A 16,046-nucleotide genomic window follows, 5' to 3' on the forward strand; every position below is an offset into this window, starting at 1 on the left:
CGATGCGTCCAAGACCGGCTTCATCCCGCTGGAGGCAGCATGCCGATGATTTCTTCCCGTGGCCGCAAGGCATTGGCTGCAGTGGCCATCTTGGGCGGTATCGCTGTGGCCAGCCCTGCGTTGGCAACCTGCTACATCACCCAGCAGGGCTTTGTCGCGCAGGACGTGCAGATGGATATGGGACAGATCGTGATCCTGCCCAGCCTGCCCGTCGGTGGTGTGATCAAGGAGCTGATCGTGCCGATCAACCAGCGTGACAGTATCGGTTACTGCGATCGCTGGGGCGGCAGTGCCAACGGCCGTTTCGTCAATGCCGCACAGCAGAACGCGGTCCCGGGTTTCAGCAACGTCTATGCCACCGATGTAGCCGGGGTGGGTATTCGTGTCTATCGTGATTCGGGCGCCATCCAGACTTACTACCCGCACACTCTGCAGCTGGGGGGCAACCGTACGTTGACCCTCAATGGTGGTCGCTTCCGCGTGGAGCTGATCAAGACAGCCGCGCAGACGGGCTCGGGCATCATCGCGCCCAACGGCCGCTTCACCACCTACTATCTCGACGGCGACGGCCCTGGCCGTCCGGAACTCACCTCGACCTTCAAAGGCTCGGGCACCACCGTGGTCAGCCCGACCTGCGAAGTGCAGGCCGGCAGCCGCAACATCGCCGTCGATTTCGGCAGCGTGCCCAACACCACCTTTACCGGTGTCGGCTCCAAAGCCGTCGATCGCGATTTCGATATCCGCCTGAACTGCCAGGGCAGCAATGTCGCCCAGTACCAGAGCAAGATCGGCATCCGTCTCGATGCCGACCAGGACAGCTCGAACATGGCGGGCGTGCTGAAGCTCAGCGCGGCCAGCAACAGCGCCACCCGCATCGGCATCCAGATGGTCCAGCGCGATGGCAGCACCGAGCGCGAAGTGCGCTTCGGCCAGACCGTCAACGTCGGTACCACCACCCCCGGCACCAGCACGATGACCTTGCCGCTGCGCGCACGTTACGTGCAGACCCAGGCCGGTACGGTCGGTGCCGGTGTCGCAAACGGCCAGGCGACCTTCACCATCCAGTACGAATAAGGCGGCCGCAGGCCGCCGCCACCGCGCTACAGCTACCTGCATCCCCCCGCGCCATCCTTCAGGAGTGCTGCGGTGACGGTCCTGTCCGTGTTCGGCACACGGCCGGAAGCGATCAAGATGGGACCGCATCCCAAAGCGCCGTGCGTTGCAGGTGAATCATGCCCGGTAGTGCCGGCCGCTGGCCGACATCGCCTACCGCTTATTCCAGCGCGTAGCGCAGGGTAAACAGCACCGCCACCAGCCACACGGCCGGATGCACTTCGCGCCAGCGCCCGGTACCGGCCTTCAGCGCGGCATAGGCGATGAAGCCGAACGCCAGGCCATTGGCGATCGAATAGGTGAACGGCATCGCCAGCGCACACAGTGCGGCCGGCACCGATTCGGTCAGGTCGCTCCAGTCCACTTCCACCAGCTCACGCAGCATCAGGCCAGCCACGAACAGTAGTGCTGGTGCGGTGGCATAGCTGGGCACCATCGCCGCAAGCGGCGAGAACAGCAGCGCAGCCAGGAACAGCGCCGACACCACCAGCGCGGTAAGGCCGGTGCGACCGCCCACCTGCACGCCCGAAGCGCTTTCGGCAAAGGCCGTGGTGCTGCTGGTGCCGAGCATCGAACCGGCCACGATGGCGGTGCTGTCGGCCAGCAGCGCACGGCCGAAACGCTTCTGCGCGCCCGGCAGCTTCAGCAGGCCGGCGCGGCCGACCACGCCGTACAGGGTGCCGGTGGCATCGAACACTTCCACCAGCACGAACACCAGCACCACCTGCAGCAGCACCGCGATCGGCGCGCCGCCGTCATGGTGCAGCAGGCCCGGCAGGTCCAACTGCAGGAAGGTGGGTGCCAGGCTCGGCGGCAGCGAGACCAGGCCCTGGTACTGCACATCGCCCAATGCCCAGCCAGCGCCGGTCACCGCCAGGATGCCGATCAGGATCGCACCGCGGATGCGGCGCGCTTCCAGCACCGCGATCAGCAGGAAGCCGGCCAGCGCCAGCAGCGGCGGTGCCGTGTTCAACGGGCCCAGTGCCACCAGCGTGTCTTCATTGCCGACGATCACGCCGGACTTCTGCAGCGCGATGATCGCCAGGAACAGGCCGATGCCGGCCACGATGGCTGAGCGCAGCGATGATGGAATGCCCGACACCAGCCACGCACGCACGCCGGTCAGTGACAGGACCAGGAACACCAGGCCGGAGATGAACACCGCACCCAGTGCCTGCTGCCAGGGCAGGCCGGCGGCACCGACCACGGTGAAGGCGAAGAACGCGTTCAGGCCCATGCCCGGTGCCATGCCGACCGGGAAGTTGGCGGCTAGTGCCATCACCGCCGAACCCAGCGCGGCGGCCAGGCAGGTGGCGACGAACACCGCGCCGGCGTCCATGCCGGTGGTGCCGAGGATCTCGGGATTGACGAAGACGATGTAGGACATCGTCAGGAAGGTGGTGACACCGGCCAGCAGCTCGGTGCGCACGGTGGTGCCGTGTTGCTGCAGCTGGAACAGGCGTTCGAGCAGTGACATGGGGAATCTCGCGACAATAAGGTGTCACGACCAACGGTCGTGACCTACCCGAATGCAGAACGTGGGTACCGACCGTTGGTCGGTACGCCTCCAGTCACCACCAACGGTGGTGACCTACCGAAATGAGAAAGGCCGCGCGAGCGCGGCCTTTCCGGTTGCCTTATTTCAGCGCCTTGAAGCGCAGGCGCTTCGGCGCGGCGTCGTCGCCCATGCGGCGGCGCTTGTCTTCTTCGTACTCGCGGTAGTTGCCCTGGAAGAACTCTACGTGCGAGTCGCCTTCGAACGCCAGGATGTGGGTCGCGATGCGATCCAGGAACCAGCGGTCATGCGAAATGACGAAGGTGTTGCCCGGGAATTCCAGCAGCGCATCTTCCAGCGCACGCAGGGTTTCGATGTCCAGGTCGTTGGACGGTTCGTCGAGCAGCAGCACGTTGCCACCCTGCAGCAGGGTCTTGGCCATGTGCAGGCGGCCACGCTCACCACCGGACAGCGAACCGACCATCTTCTGCTGGTCCTGGCCCTTGAAGTTGAAGCGGCCGATGTAGGCGCGCGACTGGATCTCGATGCCGTTGATGTTGAGGATGTCCAGGCCGCCAGCGATTTCCTGGAAGACGTTGTGGTTGCCTTCCAGCGCGTCGCGGCTCTGGTCCACGTAGGACAGCTTCACGGTCGGGCCGACCACGATCTCGCCGGTGTCCGGCTTTTCCTGGCCGGTGATCATCTTGAACAGGGTCGACTTACCGGCACCGTTGGGGCCGATGATGCCGACGATAGCGCCGGCCGGCACCAGGAAGCTCAGGTTGTCGAACAGCAGGCGGTCGCCGAACTTCTTCGAGACGTTCTTGAACTCCATCACCGCCTGGCCCAGGCGCTCGCCCGGCGGGATGAAGATTTCATTGGTCTCGTTGCGCTTCTGGTAATCGACCGACTGCAGCTCTTCCAGGCGGGCCAGACGGGCCTTGCCCTTGGTACGGCCGCCCTTGGCGTTCTGGCGCGACCACTCCAGCTCCTTCTGGATCGCCTTCTGGCGGGCCTTTTCCTGATTGTCTTCCTGCTTCAGGCGCTCATCCTTCTGGGTCAGCCAGTCGGTGTAGTTGCCCTTCCACGGAATGCCGCGGCCGCGGTCCAGTTCCAGGATCCACTCGGCGGCGTTGTCCAGGAAGTAGCGATCATGGGTAACGGCCACGACGGTGCCGGTGTAGCGCGCCAGGAACTGTTCCAGCCATTCCACCGACTCGGCGTCGAGGTGGTTGGTCGGTTCGTCCAGCAGCAGCATGTCCGGCTTCTGCAGCAGCAGGCGGCACAGCGCCACACGGCGCTTCTCACCACCGGACAGCTTGCCGACGATGGCATCCCACGGCGGCAGGCGCAGCGCATCGGCGGCCACGTCCAGCTGGTTTTCCAGGGTGTGCGCATCGCCCGCGGCGAGGATCGCCTCCAGGCGCTCCTGTTCCTTGGCCAGGGCGTCGAAGTCGGCGCCTTCTTCGGCATAGGCCGCGTACACCGCTTCCAGCGCAGCCTGCGCCTGCAGCACTTCGCCCACGCCTTCCTCGACCGCTTCACGCACGGTCTTGGTCGGGTCCAGCTCCGGTTCCTGCGCCAGGTAGCCGACCTTGATGCCAGCCTGCGGGCGGGCTTCGCCCTCGAAATCGGTGTCCACGCCGGCCATGATCTTCAGCACGGTGGACTTGCCGGCGCCGTTCAGGCCCAGCAGGCCGATCTTCGCGCCCGGGAAGAACGACAGCGAGATGTCCTTGATGATCTGCCGCTTGGGCGGGACCACCTTGGACACGCGGTTCATGGTGTAGATGTATTGCGAGGACATGAGGTCTCCGTAGGCGCGGCCCTGCGCCCGATCCGTCACGGGGAGCTTCCCGTTGCGGCAGCGGGCACAGACTGAAAAGGAATACCGCCAATTATAGCCGGAACCGGTTCCGCGCCGCGCCCGGGAAGGGCTGCCGGGCTGGCTGCGGCCTGAATACTCCGTCACGGTCCCGCGGCAGGAAGCGTTTCCAGCTGGAAACGGTTCAGATCGGGTGCGCAATATGGGCTCACCACCCACCCAAGCAGAGGTCTGACATGCGCATCAATCGAGTAATGGCCGGAGCCGTGGCCTCTGTGCTGGCGCTCGGCGCGGTGGCCCCGGCCTTCGCCGACAACGATCACCGCCGCGACCATGACCGCCGCGAGTGGCGCGAGGATCGCCGCGAATGGCGCCAGGATCGCCGTGAGTGGGAACGTGATCGCCGCGAGGCCCGGCGCGACTATCGCCAGGACCGCCGTGAATGGCACCGCGACCATGACCGTTACTACCGCCCAGCACCGCCGCGCGTGGTCTATCGCCCAGCCTATGGCCCGGGCTATGGCTGGAAGGTCGGCCACCGCTACCGCGACTATTACCGCGGCCCGATCTACGTGGTGAACGACTATCCGCGCTATCACCTGCGCCGCCCGCCGTACGGGCACCAATGGATCCGCGATGACCGCGGCAACATGTTGCTGGTGGCCATCGCAACCGGCGTGATCGCCCAGTACGTGCTCAGCAACCGCTGAAGATCGCGGCATGGGGCGGATCCCTTTCCACCGGAAAGGCCTCTGACCCCACTGACGAAACCATACGGGGCCGGATTCCTTCGGGGATGCCGGCCCCGTCCTTTTCGGCCCCAGCAGGCCGGTGCGGGGCTACAATCAAGGGCTGAGTCGTACCCCTTTCCCTGCCTGCTGGAGTACCCGATGTTCCCGCGTGACGTCCGCATCGAATCCTACGATCCCGAACTGGCCAAGGCCATCGCCGCTGAGACCCAGCGCCAGGAAGACCACGTCGAGCTGATCGCCAGCGAGAACTACACCAGCCCGGCGGTGATGGAAGCCCAGGGCAGCCAGCTGACCAACAAGTACGCCGAAGGCTACCCGGGCAAGCGCTACTACGGTGGTTGCGAATACGTGGACATCGCCGAGCAGCTGGCGATCGACCGCCTCAAGCAGCTGTTCGACGCGGACTATGCCAACGTGCAGCCGCACAGCGGCTCGCAGGCCAACCAGGCCGTGTACTTCGCCCTGCTGCAGCCGGGTGACACCATCCTCGGCATGAGCCTGGCCCACGGCGGCCACCTCACCCACGGTGCCAAGGTGAACGCCTCGGGCAAGCTGTTCAACGCCGTGCAGTACGGCGTGAACGACCAGGGCCTGATCGATTACGACGAAGTCGAGCGCCTGGCCCTGGAGCACAAGCCGAAGATGGTCGTGGCCGGCTTCTCGGCCTACTCGCAGGTGATCGACTGGGCGCGCTTCCGTGCCATCGCCGACAAGGTCGGTGCCTACCTGTTCGTCGATATGGCCCACGTTGCAGGCCTGGTCGCCGCAGGCGTCTACCCGAGCCCGCTGGAACACGCCCATGTGGTCACCTCGACCACCCACAAGACCCTGCGCGGCCCGCGTGGCGGCATCATCGTCGCCAAGGGCGCCGACGAAGACCTGGTCAAGAAGCTGCAGTCGATCGTGTTCCCGGGTATCCAGGGCGGTCCGCTGATGCACGTCATCGCCGGCAAGGCCGTGGCCTTCAAGGAAGCGCTGGAGCCGGGCTTCAAGGCCTACCAGCAGCAGGTGGTGAAGAACGCCCAGGCGATGGCCAACACGCTCATCGCGCGCGGCTACAAGATCGTCTCCGGTGGCACCCAGAACCACCTGATGCTGGTCGACATGATCGGCAAGGACGTGTCCGGCAAGGATGCGGAAGCCGCGCTGGGCAAGGCCCACATCACTGTCAACAAGAACTCGGTGCCGAACGACCCGCGTTCGCCGTTCGTCACTTCGGGCCTGCGCCTGGGCACCCCGGCGGTGACCACCCGTGGTTACGTCGAACAGGACTGCGTGGACCTGGCCAACTGGATCGCCGACGTGCTCGACGCGCCGAGCGATGACGCCGTCATCGCCCGCGTGCGCGATGCCGTCAGCGCGCGGTGCCGCAAGTATCCGGTCTACGGCTGATCGAAGCAGGGGTCAGAGCCCTTTCCTGACGGAAAGGGATCCGACCCCGAAACCCGGATCGAAGCAGGGGGTCGGATCCCTTCCCGCAGGGAAGGGCTCTGACCCCGTCATCAGGAATCCCGCGCATGGATGAGCGCCACCTCAAGTACCTCTACACCGCCCTGGCGGTGCTGTTTGGCCTGCCCAGCCTGGCGATGGGCGGCGCGGCGGCGACGATGCTGCTGCTGATGGGGCTGGGCCAGTTCGGCCATGGCACGCTGGCCTCGGTGACGGTGATGCCGCTGTGGGGCCTGGCCGGCATTGCCGGCTGCCTGGCCTGGTTGTGGCTCAGCGCGGGTTTTCTGCTGCAGGGGCGTGCCGGGCTGCACGTGCATCGCCTCTGGTGGTGGATGCTGCTGGCGGGCGGTCTCGCCGCCTTGCCCCCGCTGGGGCTGGCGCTGTGGTGGGGCATCGCTGTGCACGGCGAAGGCATCGGCTTGTTGCTGTTGGGCCCGTCGATGCTGGTGCCGGCTGCGATGCTGGTGTGGATCAAACGCCGCGCATGACGCGGCCCAGGGAAGGAAATCGAACGCATGGATGAGCGTCTGCACAAACGCTGGATGGCGATCGCCGGCCTGCTGGTAGGCCTGCCCACCGTGGCGGCAGGCGGCACAGGTGCCGTGCTGGGGTTGATGGTCGTATGGGACGGCAAGTACCTGACGGGCGACGAGCACAGGCTGTTGCTGCTGTGGTCATCGGCCGGAATCCTGGGCGTGTTGTCCTGGTTGTGGCTGAGCGGCCTGTTCCTATGGCGCGGTCTTGCAGGCCTGCGCCAATCGCCGGTTGTGGCCTGGGTGGGGCTGGCGCTGGGGGCCTTGGCCGCGTTGGGTGTGGTCGCCGCCACGCTGTACTTCACCTTCAAGCAAGGGGAAATCTCGACATTGGCTTTCCTCGGCTTTGGCCCACCGCTGCTAGTGATGGCGGGGCACCTGGTGTGGTTGCGCTGGGCTCGCGCCGCCTCGGTGCCGCCCGCACCCGGTTGAGTGGGTAGTCCAGACCTCGCTGGACGATTGGATTGGCTGAAATGCAGGTGCTTCCGCGCAGCCAGCATTTGCTGCTGCGGCCCTTCTCAGGTACCTTTGCGACGCTGCCATGACCGTGGCAATAGGTACTCCCTGAGCCAGGCGTTCAATGCACTGCCCCTTCTGCCAACATGCCGATACCCGGGTCATCGACTCGCGCGTCTCCGAAGACGGCGCGACGATCCGTCGTCGGCGTGAATGCGAAGCTTGCGGCGAGCGCTTCAGCACCATGGAAACGGTGGAGTTGAAGCTGCCCGCCATCGTCAAGAGCGATGGCACCCGCGAGGCGTTCGACCAGCGCAAGGTGCGTGCAGGCTTCGACCGCGCGCTGCAGAAGCGTGCCGTGGCCGAAGACAAGATCGAAGCGGCGGTGCGTGCGGTGGTCCACCAGCTGCGCATCAGCGGCGAGCGCGAAGTGCCCTCGATCAAGGTCGGCGAGTTCGTGATGAACGAACTGCGCAAGCTCGACCATGTCGGCTATGTGCGCTTCGCTTCGGTCTATCGCAGCTTCGAGGACGTGGCCGATTTCCGCGAGGAGATCGAGAAGCTTGAACGCGACCTGCCTTCCAGTACCGAACAGCTGCAGCTGCTGGGCGATGTGATTGCCCTGACCAAGAAGAAGAAGGGCTGACCGCCTCTGCCTTGGTAGGTGCCAACCTCGGTTGGCACCGATGGCACATCCACTGGTGGGTGCCAACCGTTGGTTGGCACTGATGGCGTGGATCAACACCGGCGGCGTTACCATGGCCGCATGACCACCCTGTTCTCCGTCCTCGACCACCTGCACATGGCCAACGCACTGCGTCTGGCCGAGCGTGCCGCCTACACCACCCGCCCCAACCCGATGGTGGGCTGCGTCATTGCCCACGGCGAACGTGTGGTCGGGCAGGGCTGGCACCAGCGTGCTGGCGGCCCGCATGCCGAAGTGTTCGCATTGCGCGAAGCCGGCAGCGAAGCACGTGGAGCTACTGCCTACGTCACCCTGGAACCGTGCGCGCATTACGGCCGCACGCCGCCGTGCGCGTTGGCGCTGATCGAAGCTGGTGTGTCGCGCGTGGTCGCGGCGATGCGCGATCCATTCCCGAAGGTCGATGGCGGGGGCTTTGACCTGCTGCGTAACGCCGGCATCGACGTTGCCGAGGGCTTGATGGCGGCGCAGGCGCGCGAACTCAACAAGGGCTTCCTGTCGCGCGTGGAGCGCGGCCGTCCGTGGCTGCGGGTGAAACTGGCCGCCAGCCTCGATGGCCGTACCGCGATGGCCGATGGCAGCTCGAAGTGGATCACCGGCCCCGCCGCTCGCGAGGACGTGCAACACTGGCGCGCGCGCGCGGGCGCGATCCTGACCGGTGCCGACACCGTGATCGCCGACGACCCGATGCTGACCGTTCGCCTGGCCGACACCGAAGTGTTGCCGCCACTGCGCGTGGTCCTCGATTCACGCCTGCGCTCGCTGGAATGCAGCCGTGTGCGCGAAGGTGGAGGTCCGACGCTGTACCTGCACGATGCGATGGTCAGCCCGCCTGACGCAGCCGACGCGGCCTTCGCCAGCGTAGCCATGCGCCACGGCCGACTTGATCTGGGTGCGGTGCTGGCTCTGCTGGCCGAACGCGGTATCAACGAGGTGCATACCGAAGCCGGTGCAACCCTGGCCGGCGCGCTGGTGCGTGGTGGCTGGGTGGACGAACTGCTGCTTTACCAAGCGCCCACACTGCTGGGCGACAGCGGCCGCCCGCTGCTGGCTGACCTCGGCATCGGCGCGATGGACCAGCAGCGCCGACTGCGCGTGATCGACCAGCGCCAGGTGGGCGACGACCTGCGCCTGCTGCTGCGGGCATGAAAAGGGGCTCAACGATCCTCGCCGGGCGGGTGCTCGTTCCACTCGAAGAAGGGCAGGAACGCATCAGCCAGCTCGCCCATCAGCGGGGCCGGGTTCTGTACGCGCCAAGCACCGCTGCCATGATCGCGCTCGAATGACACGGTGATGATCCTTTCGCGGTCTGGTGCCGATGCGATCATCTGCGTATACACCGTCGCCAGTTCGCTCGCCATCTGCGGTGGATATGGCCCGTTGAATGGCACCGGATGCGCGCGATAGACGGGCAGCAGGGCCGTCAGGTCCGGCAGGTGGCAACGGTAGTCGACGTCGGCGATGTCTGCCTGCGGATGGTGCACGCTGCCGACACTGCAACGCACCGAACTCTGGCGCATGCGCAGGGCCGCGGCGGCCTGCGGCCAATCGGCCATTTCAGGGGCCTGGTCCAGATGGCTTACGCTCGCCAGCGCCGCCGCGATCGCCGGGCCCTTGTCTGTACCCAGATAGCGGCCCAGCTCGGCCTGGGCCGCGGTATCGCCGTGCACGATCACCTGTGCGTACAGCTCGAACACGTGTCCGGACGTCGGCACAGGCGGCGCCGCCTGTGCCGCAACCGGGGCCAGCAATGCAGCCAGCCCCAGTCGCTTCAGCGCAGCGAACTCACGCGCACTCATCGGTCCACATCATCTCGGCCATCGGACGCAGCGCCTTGCACTCCTGCGTCATCTCATCGGCCGACTTCACCTGCGCCTTGGCCTTCAGTTCCTCGGCCATCGCATCCACGCCGCTGATCTGGTCCGGCGCGATCTTCGCCACGCAGGCGCGGTGCTGCTGCAGCAGCAGGTCGCAGCCAGGTACGCCGGTTACCTTCGGCGCGTTGGCCGCCTGCGCGTCCTGCATCCAGTCCTCGAACGGCGCCAGCGCACCGGCGACGGTGCCCACCAGGTCATCGAAGTTGCCGCTGTACCAGTAGCCGTTGTCCTTGGCCGGGTACAGGGTGAAGGTGCCGCTGACCGGCACGCGCGCGCCACTCTGCAGTGCCTGTGTGTAGGCGTCGGTGAACTGCTTGCGCGAGGCCGGGGTGGCATCGGCGGCCAGGCTGGCGGCGAACAGCGGGCGGACCTTGCCCAGGTCGGGCACCTGGCAGCTGAAGGTGATCCGCGCCAGCTTCTGGTCGTCCACGTATTCGTTGTCTTCGATCACGCTGTTGGTCGCGCGGCACTTCGAATCGCGCAGGGCCTTGGCATACAGCGCTTCGGTGGCGGCGGCGTCGGCCTTGGCGCCGGCGCTTGCGAGCACCGTCTGCCAGGGTTCGGCCAACGCCTTGGCCAGCGCACCCGGGGACGGTGTCACTGCGTCCTGGCCCTCGAACGCCGGCTTCAGTGCGTCGTTGAGCGCACGCGTGGCGGCAGCGTCGTCCTCCAGCAGGGTGCGTGCATACAGGTCGAACGCCTGTTCGGGCGACAGCGTGGCCGGGGCGGCCGTGGCGACCAGCGGGGCGCACAGCAGCACGCTGGCCAGAAGGGTACGGGTGGGGGTCTTCATGACGGTGTTTTCCTGTTCCAGTGGCGCGCAAGACTAGCGCATCTGCCCACGCTTTCGATGGCGAGAAGCAGCCAGGTGACGGTGCGCAGCGGACAAAAAAACGGGCCCCTTGCGGGGCCCGTTCGATCGCACGACGAGGAGCGATCGTTGGATCAGAAGCTGGCGCGGACGCCGGCGGAGTACTGGGTAACGTCGCGGTAGCCGGAGATCTCACCCACCAGACCCCAGGTCTTGGTGAAGTTGATCTGGCCACCGAGAGTGCCGACCCAGGTGCCCTTGTAGTTGTTGCCGCCGTCCATGTAGCCGGCCTTGGCCCAGGCTTCGGTCATGCGCGACGGCTTGCCGCGGATGCCCATGGTGGCGCGGGCCAGGTTGGTGTGGTCCTTGTAGCGGTCGCTGTAGCCGTCGTAACGATCGGTCAGTTCAGCGTTCTGACGCACCCAGGCGATGTCGGCGGTGAAGTCGACGCGGTCGGTCCACGGCATGTGGTAGCCGATGCCCAGCTCCGGCTGATTCAGTTCAACCTTCAGCGAGCCATCGCTGTAGTGGTAGGTCTTGCTGGTGCGCGACCAGCCACCGAACACGTAGACCTGCTCGGCCACGGCGACCGAGCCACGCAGGTAGCCACCGTCGACCTTCGGGTCGTCCAGTGCGTTGTCGTCAACCTTGACCTGCGTCCAGCCGCCTTCGACGTAGGTGTAGCTCAGGGCGTCAGCCGACGCCGTGAACGGAGCGGCAGCCAGCAGAGCGGCCACGATCAGGATCTTGCGCATGGGAATTCCTGTGAATTTCAGTCCATTGGCGGGTCTGCCCAGCGGGCGGCCCGTGGCGACCTCATGTCGTCCGGTGCGCATGTTAATGAAATTTTTACAGATTGCGAGCGACGGCCGTCACAGCCTGCGGCAGGCGGCTCCGACCCCGTACGCTGCCACGGACCCATAGGGGCTCAGAGCCTTTTCCTGCGGAAAGGGATCCGACCCCGTCATCCACCCCGTTCAGCAGGGGCTGGTACACTACGCCGGCCGGTTCGCCGGTACACAAACGTCTTCAGGGCGGGGTGTAATTCCCCACCGGCGGTAGGTGCGCAAGCACGAGCCCGCGAGCGCCCCGGCCTTACCGTCGGGGGTCAGCAGATCCGGTCCAATGCCGGAGCCGACGGTATAGTCCGGATGAAAGAAGACGGTGCCACAGGGCCTTTGCGGCCCTGCGCCCGCCTGTTTGCCTTGCGGCGTTTTTCGCTCACTTTTCGCGGAGAACGTTACTTGTTTACTGGAATCATCGAAGGCGTCGGTCGTCTGGCCGCACGCGAATCCATCGGCGGCGATGTCCGCTTCACCTTCAACGTCGGGAATCTGCCGTTCGACAACGTGCAGATGGGCGAGAGCATCGCCATCAACGGCGTCTGCCTTACCGTCATCGCATTCGACGCCGGCAGCTTCCAGGCCGATGCGTCCACCGAGACCCTGGGCCTGACCACGCTCGGCCAGCTGGCCGAAGGTGCGGTCATCAACCTCGAACGTGCCATGCGCCCGACCGACCGCCTCGGCGGCCATCTGGTCAGCGGCCACGTCGACGGCCTCGGCCAGGTCCTGTCGATCCATGAAGATGCGCGTGCCCAGCGCTGGCGTTTCGCCGCGCCGGCCGCCCTGCGCCGTTACATCGCCAAGAAGGGCTCGATCTGCGTGGACGGCGTCAGCCTCACCGTCAACGAAGTGGACGACGAAGGCTTTGAAGTGGCGCTGATCCCGCACACCGTGGCCAATACCGCGTTCTCCGCCACCGGCGTGGGCAGCGCGATCAACCTGGAAATCGATCTGGTCGCTCGTTATGTCGAGCGGTTGTTGGGTGAAGGAGCCCGCGCATGAACTTCGCCCCCATTCCCGACATCCTGGAAGACATCCGCCTCGGCCGCATGGTCGTCATCGTCGATGACGAAGACCGTGAGAACGAAGGCGACCTCATCATGGCCGCCGAGCTGGTCAAGGCCAGCGACATCAACTTCATGGTCACCCATGGCCGCGGCCTGGTGTGCCTGCCGCTCACCCGCACCCGCGCCGCCGACCTCGGCCTGGCGCCGATGGTGCAGGCCAATACCGCGCAGTTCCAGACCAACTTCACCGTCAGCATCGAAGCAGCCGAGGGCGTGACCACCGGTATCTCGGCACACGACCGCGCGCACACCATCCGCACTGCGGTGAAGCCCAATGCCAAGCCGTCGGACCTGCACCAGCCGGGCCACATCTTCCCGCTGATCGCCCAGCCCGGTGGCGTGCTGACCCGCGCCGGCCACACCGAAGCCGGCGTCGACCTGGCCATGCTGGCCGGGCTGGAACCGGCCGGCGTGCTGGTGGAGATCCTCAACCCGGACGGCAGCATGGCGCGCCGCCCGGAGCTGGAAGTGTTCGCCCGCGAGCACGGCCTGAAGATGGGCTCCATCGCCGACCTGATCGCCTACCGCCTGGCCACCGAAAAGACCGTCGAGCGCGTGGACGAACGCGAGATCGAGACCGAATTCGGCCCGTTCAAGCTGGTCACCTACCGCGACCGCATCGCCCACGACCTGCATTTCGCCCTGGTCCGCGGCACCCCGGATGCGGACACGCCCACCCTGGTGCGCGTGCAGGTGGAAAACCCGCTGGCCGACCTGCTGCACTGGCGCCGTGATGACTTCGGCGTGGCTGCCACCGATGCCCTGCGCGCGATCGCCGCGGAAGGCAGCGGCGTGATGGTGGTGCTGTCGGCCCCGCGCGACGGCGAAGCGCTATTGGCTCGCCTGCGCCAGCAGCCGGCGCCGGTGGTGCCGGGCAAGGACAAGGATGTGGGCCAGTGGCGCCGCAATGGTGCCGGTGCGCAGATCCTGTCCGACCTGGGCCTGGGCAAGCTGCGCGTGCTGGGCACGCCGCGCCGCCAGATCGGCCTGGCCGGGTACGGCCTGGAAGTGGTGGAGACAGTCACTCCGTGACCGGTAGTGCCGGCCGCTGGCCGGCAACCTCAGGGAACTGCAGGTGCCGGCCACCGCCCGGCACTACCCGGGGTGTAGAGCCAGCGGCACGCCCCGGGCCCCCGCCAGCCACGGCCGGGGCCCATCCACGGTAGAATTACCCCTTAATCGAATCCCAAGCCGCATATGAGCCACTTCGAAGGCGATCTTCGCACTCCCGAATCGGCGCGCTTCGCCATCCTGGCCAGCCGCTGGAACGCCCGCATCACCGACACGCTGGTTGCTGGCGCGCGCCAGAGCCTGGCCGGCAACGGCATTGCCGAAGCCAACATCGACGTGATTCGCGTGCCGGGTGCCTGGGAGCTGCCGCTGGTCGCCGCGCGCCTGGCCGCCGCCCACGAACACGCCGCCATCCTCACCCTGGGCTGCGTGATCCGTGGCGACACCCGCCACTACGAACACGTGGCCGACCGCTGTGCCGAAGGCCTGATGCGCGTGCAGCTGGACTTCGGCGTGCCGGTGCTGAACGGCGTGCTGGCAGTGGAACGCGTGGAAGATGCCGAGGCCCGCGCAGGCGGCAGCCACGGCAACAAGGGCGAGGAAGTCGCACTCGCCGCATTGGAAATGGTCAACCTTCTGGAGCAGCTGCCATGAACAAGAACACCCAGGGCAAGCCCTCCGGTAAACCCGTCCGCCGCGATGGCATCGATCCGGTGCTGCGCTCGCGCGCGCGTCGTCGTGCCGTGCAGGCCATCTATGCCTGGCAGATCTCCGGTGGCAACGGCCAGTCGCTGATCGCCCAGTTCGCCCACGAACAGGCCCGCGAAATCGCCGACCTGGCGTACTTCGAAGCGCTGGTGCATGGCGTGCTCGACAACCGTCGCGACATCGACGAAGCCTTCGGCCCGTACCTGGACCGTGGCATCGACGAAGTGGACGCAATCGAACGCGCCGTGCTGCGCCTGGCCGGTTACGAACTGCGTTACCGCCTGGACGTGCCGTACCGCGTGGTGATCAACGAAGCCATCGAATCGGCCAAGCGCTTCGGTTCCGAGCATGGCCACACCTACGTCAACGGCGTGCTGGATCGTGCCGCCGTGGAATGGCGCAAGGTGGAATCGGGTCACTGACCCACCTGTGGTAATGCCGGCCGCTGGCCGGCAACTGCAGGGATTCTGAGGTTGCCGGCCAGCGGCCGGCACTACCGCCCACCGCGCACGGCGCGGCACGTACAAACGCGGGAGCGCCCCATGTCCCTGGCCGAATTCGCCCTCATCGACCGCATCCGCGCCCGCACCGTCGAGCGCGACGACATCGTGCTCGGCATCGGCGACGACGCTGCGCTGCTGCAGCCGCGCCCGAACGAGCAACTGGTGGTCACCGCCGACACGCTCAACAGCGGCGTGCATTTCCCGACCGAAACTCCGGCGTTCGACATCGGCTGGAAGACGCTGGCCGTCAACCTGTCCGACCTAGCGGCGATGGGCGCGCGCCCGGCCTGGTGCACGCTGGCGCTGTCGCTGCCCGAAGCCAGCGAAGACTGGATCGATGCCTTCGCCGATGGCTTCTTCGCGCTGGCCGACCAGCACGACATCGCCCTGATCGGCGGTGACACCACGCGTGGCCCGCTGTCGCTGTCGGTTACCGCGATGGGCCAGGTGTCACGCGGCCAGGCGCTGCGTCGTGATCGCGCACAGATTGGCGATGACATCTGGGTCAGCGGCACCCTCGGCGATGCTGCCGGTGCGCTGCGCCTGTGGCAGCAGGGCGCATTGAACGTCACCGCCGCCACCCTGCTGGCGGACTACGAAACCCTGCGCCTGCGCCTGCTGCGTCCCACCCCGCGCGTTACCCTGGGCCTGCGCCTGCGTGCATTCGCGCATGCCGCCGTGGACATCTCCGATGGCCTGCTGGCCGACCTGGGCCACATCGCTGCACGCAGCGGTGTACGCGCCGAAGTCGATGCCGATGCATTGCCGATGTCGTCGGCACTGCGCGAACTGCTCGGCCGCGATGGCGCCCGTGACTGCGCGCTGCACGGCGGCGACGATTACGAACTGTGCTTCACCGCCGCCGCCGACCAGCGCGACGCGCTGCACTACGTGGCCG

Annotated in this window: 17 protein-coding genes and 1 riboswitch; of the genes, 12 read left to right on the forward strand and 5 right to left on the reverse strand. The window is 66.6% G+C overall.

All coding sequences use genetic code 11. The features are described 5' to 3' along the window. The first annotated feature begins 39 nt into the window (after positions 1 to 39). Positions 40 to 1,074, forward strand: a complete 1,035-nt coding sequence (locus tag AC07M7_RS16100) for a fimbrial protein (protein WP_495207845.1) — start codon at positions 40 to 42, stop codon at positions 1,072 to 1,074. Between the two features lie 199 nt (positions 1,075 to 1,273). Here the strand turns inward: AC07M7_RS16100 and AC07M7_RS16105 are convergent, their stop codons facing one another. Both AC07M7_RS16105 and ettA read right to left on the reverse strand, forming a co-directional pair. Beyond that, the gene (locus tag AC07M7_RS16105) at positions 1,274 to 2,590 is read right to left on the reverse strand and encodes an NCS2 family permease (RefSeq protein ID WP_004143054.1); all 1,317 of its coding nucleotides are present in this window, start codon (positions 2,588 to 2,590) and stop codon (positions 1,274 to 1,276) included. Between the two features lie 160 nt (positions 2,591 to 2,750). Continuing rightward, a complete protein-coding gene (gene ettA / locus AC07M7_RS16110) occupies positions 2,751 to 4,415 on the reverse strand; it encodes an energy-dependent translational throttle protein EttA (protein ID WP_046982668.1) in 1,665 nt (554 codons plus the stop codon). Between the two features lie 254 nt (positions 4,416 to 4,669). Between ettA and AC07M7_RS16115 the strand changes: the two genes are divergently transcribed. The 6 genes from AC07M7_RS16115 (at position 4,670) to ribD (ending at position 9,475) form a co-directional block, all read left to right on the forward strand. Next, on the forward strand, positions 4,670 to 5,143 hold the full coding sequence (locus AC07M7_RS16115) for an RcnB family protein (protein ID WP_136639790.1): 474 nt from the start codon (positions 4,670 to 4,672) through the stop codon (positions 5,141 to 5,143). A 180-nt stretch (positions 5,144 to 5,323) separates the two neighbouring features. Next, positions 5,324 to 6,577 carry a serine hydroxymethyltransferase gene (gene glyA / locus AC07M7_RS16120; protein WP_495207846.1) on the forward strand — a complete coding sequence of 418 codons (1,254 nt, stop codon included), beginning with the start codon at positions 5,324 to 5,326 and terminating at the stop codon, positions 6,575 to 6,577. Positions 6,578 to 6,702: 125 nt separating this feature from the next. Next, positions 6,703 to 7,122 (forward strand): hypothetical protein, encoded by a 420-nt coding sequence (locus AC07M7_RS16125; protein WP_153856276.1) that lies wholly within the window; start codon positions 6,703 to 6,705, stop codon positions 7,120 to 7,122. A 27-nt stretch (positions 7,123 to 7,149) separates the two neighbouring features. Then, a complete protein-coding gene (locus AC07M7_RS16130; RefSeq protein WP_495207847.1) occupies positions 7,150 to 7,599 on the forward strand; it encodes a hypothetical protein in 450 nt (149 codons plus the stop codon). 148 nt (positions 7,600 to 7,747) lie between these two features. Next, positions 7,748 to 8,269 carry a transcriptional regulator NrdR gene (nrdR, locus tag AC07M7_RS16135; protein ID WP_004143350.1) on the forward strand — a complete coding sequence of 174 codons (522 nt, stop codon included), beginning with the start codon at positions 7,748 to 7,750 and terminating at the stop codon, positions 8,267 to 8,269. A 120-nt stretch (positions 8,270 to 8,389) separates the two neighbouring features. Continuing rightward, on the forward strand, positions 8,390 to 9,475 hold the full coding sequence (ribD, locus tag AC07M7_RS16140) for a bifunctional diaminohydroxyphosphoribosylaminopyrimidine deaminase/5-amino-6-(5-phosphoribosylamino)uracil reductase RibD (protein WP_253079749.1): 1,086 nt from the start codon (positions 8,390 to 8,392) through the stop codon (positions 9,473 to 9,475). Positions 9,476 to 9,483: 8 nt separating this feature from the next. Here ribD and AC07M7_RS16145 read toward each other — a convergent pair whose 3' ends face one another. The 3 genes from AC07M7_RS16145 to AC07M7_RS16155 form a co-directional block, all read right to left on the reverse strand. Next, entirely contained in the window at positions 9,484 to 10,125 is a 642-nt protein-coding gene (locus AC07M7_RS16145) for a hypothetical protein (protein WP_253079750.1), read from the reverse strand. Continuing rightward, a complete protein-coding gene (locus AC07M7_RS16150) occupies positions 10,112 to 10,996 on the reverse strand; it encodes a hypothetical protein (protein WP_253079751.1) in 885 nt (294 codons plus the stop codon). The genes AC07M7_RS16145 and AC07M7_RS16150 overlap by 14 nt, the downstream gene beginning before the upstream one ends. A 152-nt stretch (positions 10,997 to 11,148) precedes the next feature. After that, positions 11,149 to 11,769, reverse strand: a complete 621-nt coding sequence (locus tag AC07M7_RS16155; protein WP_253079752.1) for a hypothetical protein — start codon at positions 11,767 to 11,769, stop codon at positions 11,149 to 11,151. A 266-nt stretch (positions 11,770 to 12,035) separates the two neighbouring features. Further along, positions 12,036 to 12,181, forward strand: a riboswitch (FMN riboswitch). A 77-nt stretch (positions 12,182 to 12,258) separates the two neighbouring features. On the opposite strand from AC07M7_RS16155, the gene AC07M7_RS16160 reads away from it, so the two are divergent. From AC07M7_RS16160 to thiL, 5 genes are all read left to right on the forward strand, one after another. Then, positions 12,259 to 12,861 carry a riboflavin synthase gene (locus AC07M7_RS16160; RefSeq protein ID WP_088480869.1) on the forward strand — a complete coding sequence of 201 codons (603 nt, stop codon included), beginning with the start codon at positions 12,259 to 12,261 and terminating at the stop codon, positions 12,859 to 12,861. Continuing rightward, on the forward strand, positions 12,858 to 13,958 hold the full coding sequence (ribB, locus tag AC07M7_RS16165) for a 3,4-dihydroxy-2-butanone-4-phosphate synthase (RefSeq protein ID WP_049445013.1): 1,101 nt from the start codon (positions 12,858 to 12,860) through the stop codon (positions 13,956 to 13,958). The genes AC07M7_RS16160 and ribB overlap by 4 nt, the downstream gene beginning before the upstream one ends. Positions 13,959 to 14,123: 165 nt before the next feature. Then, positions 14,124 to 14,591 carry a 6,7-dimethyl-8-ribityllumazine synthase gene (gene ribH / locus AC07M7_RS16170; RefSeq protein ID WP_107379105.1) on the forward strand — a complete coding sequence of 156 codons (468 nt, stop codon included), beginning with the start codon at positions 14,124 to 14,126 and terminating at the stop codon, positions 14,589 to 14,591. Then, the gene (gene nusB, locus AC07M7_RS16175; RefSeq protein ID WP_025876637.1) at positions 14,588 to 15,067 is read left to right on the forward strand and encodes a transcription antitermination factor NusB; all 480 of its coding nucleotides are present in this window, start codon (positions 14,588 to 14,590) and stop codon (positions 15,065 to 15,067) included. Before ribH ends, nusB begins: the two co-directional genes overlap by 4 nt. Positions 15,068 to 15,187: 120 nt before the next feature. Then, positions 15,188 to 16,046, forward strand: an 859-nt coding sequence (gene thiL, locus AC07M7_RS16180; RefSeq protein WP_495207848.1) for a thiamine-phosphate kinase, incomplete at its 3' end; no start/stop codon positions are given.

The organism is Stenotrophomonas sp. GW821-FHT09E08 (genome assembly GCF_059416125.1).